Source organism: Arthrobacter sp. NPDC058097 (assembly GCF_042884885.1).
Classification (GTDB): domain Bacteria; phylum Actinomycetota; class Actinomycetes; order Actinomycetales; family Micrococcaceae; genus Arthrobacter.
The window spans coordinates 1-3,018 of the sequence record NZ_JBHVSZ010000032.1 but is presented as its reverse complement, the minus strand read 5'-3'; the positions used below and the strand labels follow the sequence as shown (position 1 = coordinate 3,018).

Sequence of the window (3,018 nt, the reverse complement as noted above, 5' to 3'; positions counted from 1 at the left end):
ACATCGGCTTCATGCTCGAACCCCACGGCTTCTTCAACCAAAACCCCACCCTCAACCTCCCCACCGAAACCCGCAGCACCACCAACGGACACTGCAGCATGGGAGGAGAACGATGAGCCGGCAACAGGCTACAGCAAGCTCCAGTACCGCCAAGGCGGGAAAGCTGAAGGCCAACACCCTGGGGCTGTGGGATGTGGTGTTCATGGCGGTCGCGACGTCCGCACCCATCACGGTGATGAGCGGTAACGTCCCGATTTCGGTCGGCTTCGGTGTCGGCACCGGAACCCCGGCAACATACATCTGGGCAACGGTGATCCTGTCGGTCTTTGCGATCGCCTATGTCACGATGGCCCGTTACGTGACCTCCACGGCCGCGTTCTATGGCTTCATCTCCCGCGGTTTGGGGCGCGTGCTCGGCCTCGGAACCGGTTTCATGGTGACCTTCGGCTACATCGTTTTTGAGGCCAGCATCATCGGTATTTTCTCGTACTTTGGCCATCTGGCCTTCAAAGATCAGCTGGGCCTGGATATCCACTGGGTAGTCTTCGCAGTGGGCGGCCTGCTCATCATTGGTTTCCTGACCTTCTTCGAGATCAGCATGGCAGCGAAAATCCTGACGCTGCTGTTGTTCACGGAGATCGCGATCCTTGCCATCATGGCCTTCGGCGTGCTCTTCAAGGGCGGAGGGCCCGACGGGTTGATGCCGGAGACACTGAACCCGGCCATTGCATTCTCGCCCAACGGGCTGCAGAGCGCCGCGCCCGGGCTGGCCATGTTCATCGCATTCTGGTCCTGGACCGGGTTCGAGTCCACAGTGATGTACGGGGAGGAGTCCAAGAACCCGAAGAAGATCATCCCGATCGCCACGATGATCGCGGTCACCGGCGTCGGCGTCTTCTACACGTTCGTCTCCTGGATGTCCGTCGCCGGCAACGGCGCCCAGGGAGCCATCGCCCTGGCGCAAAGCGCCAACCCGCTGGACATGTTCTTCCACCCCACTGACGTCTTTGTCGGCCACGGCTGGGTCCTGGTCATGGAATGGCTGATGATGACCGGATCCTTCGCCTGCGCGATGGCCTTCCACAACGCGGCATCACGCTACATGTACTCCCTCGGACGTGAAGGCATCCTGCCCGGCGCACTTGGCAGGACCCACAAGAAGCACGGATCGCCCCACGTCGCGTCGTTCCTCCAGACCGGCATCGCCATCCTGTGGATCCTCGGATTCTGGTTCTTCAACAAGGACCCCTACCTGGATGTTTTTGCCCTGCTGGCGATCCTTGGGACATTCATGCTGGTGATTGTGCAGACCGTAACCATGGCGGCAGTGTTCAACTACTTCCGCAAGCACCATCCGGAAGAAAACTTCTGGCGGGTCAAGGTCGCCCCGATCATCGGCGGGGCCGGGATGCTGGGGGTGGTCATCATGATGTTCATGAACCTGGACACGGCTGCCGGACCCGCATCGTCGTCCCTGCTGTTCAAGCTCATCCCCTACATCGCCGCCGCGCTCTTCCTCACCGGCGCAGGCCTGGCGCTCTACTTCCGGAAGACCGATCCGCTCAAGTACGAAACCATTGGCCACGTCGTTCTTGCCGAGGATGGCCACGGCCCGGTCCTGGATGAGGAAGACCCGGAACCGTTGCACCCGATCGATCTCGACGACGTCAGGGAGATGGAGCGCCAGCACGCCACCGGCGACCTGGACCTGGAACTCGACGAACTCGACCGCGAGAAAAAGCTGGAGCTGGAGAAGGAATAGCCCAGGCAGCCGGTCCCCGATGCTGCCCGACGGCGGCACCGGGGACCGGCCCTGTTCCCCCACCCAAAAGCTTTCTCCCCCGAAATCTTCGGTCCCCGGTGCTGTCGGCACCCGCACCGGGGACCGAAAACCAAACCCACACCTCAACCCAGTAGGGCGTGATCCGCGTGTTCCATATCCCCGCAATGACCTGGACCCTCACCGCCGTGCTGCTGGCCGGCAGCACCTACCAGCTCTGGCAGGTGTTCAGGTCAGCCCACCTCACCGACCGGGTCAACAACACCCTGCACGCCCTCATGAACACCCTGATGGCCGCCATGCTCTGGAACCTGGCCCCCTCCACACTCCTCGCCCAGATCGGACTCCTCGCCGGCGCCGCACTCTGGTTCATCATCCAGGCCGTCGCCCGGCCCGAATACAAACTCCTCTGCGCCGGCACCCAAGGCAGACTCAAATGCGCCTACCACGCCCTCACCATGGCCGGCGCAGCCCTCATGATCGCCATGATGACCCACCAAGGCCACAGCACCGGCGCCGGCCAAGCAGCCATGCCCATGCCGGCCAGCCACCATGGAATGACAACCACACCCCACACCCCAACAACAACAGGAACAACCACAACGGCACCAGCACTCGGCCTAACACCCGGCATGCTGCTCACCCTCCTCTTCGCAACCGCCGCACTGGTTTTCCTCGTCCTGCTCCTCCGCAACCGAACCACCATCGCCCCGCACCACCCCGGGCCACCGCGACGTTCCACCCGCACAGAACACGCCCTCGAAGCTCTCGGCGCCACCACCATGGCCCTCATGTTCGCCACCACCGCATAACCCAGCACAGCCAGATACCAGCAGAGCAAGAACGACGGCGGCACCCTCCCCGGGTGCCGCCGTTTCGCGTGCTGCCGTGTTTCAGAATGTTTCCAACATGTTAACTGGGCTGGGAATTTCTGCCCCGGAATTTCTCAGGTAAATGTTTATAAATAACTTTCATAAACGAATTCCCTCGCGTAGTTTTGCTTGTGAAAGGAGCGCGGGTGACCGGCATCACACCTACTCGCCTGCACCGGAGATGAACAGATCTGCCAAGGACGAACAGTTCTGAGAATCCAAGGGAACCTTTTCTGCCTATTGCCCACAACAGCAATACCACCAGGCTTCGGGCCATAGGCGTCCTCATCCTGTTTTTGGACTTATCAAGGAGTGAAAGCATGACTCTTGACATTGAAACTTCAGTTGCTGTGGGTGTTTCGCACC

General features: G+C 61.0%; 2 protein-coding genes. Both read left to right on the top strand.

Features of this window, described 5'->3' with window-relative positions:
* Nucleotides 1-112 precede the first annotated feature (112 nt).
* Nucleotides 113-1,762, top strand: a complete 1,650-nt coding sequence (locus tag ACFVTE_RS24505) for an APC family permease (protein WP_387105336.1) — start codon at nt 113-115, stop codon at nt 1,760-1,762.
* 185 nt (nt 1,763-1,947) lie between these two features.
* Entirely contained in the window at nt 1,948-2,592 is a 645-nt protein-coding gene (locus tag ACFVTE_RS24500) for a DUF5134 domain-containing protein (RefSeq protein WP_387105334.1), read from the top strand.
* Nucleotides 2,593-3,018: the final 426 nt, after the last annotated feature.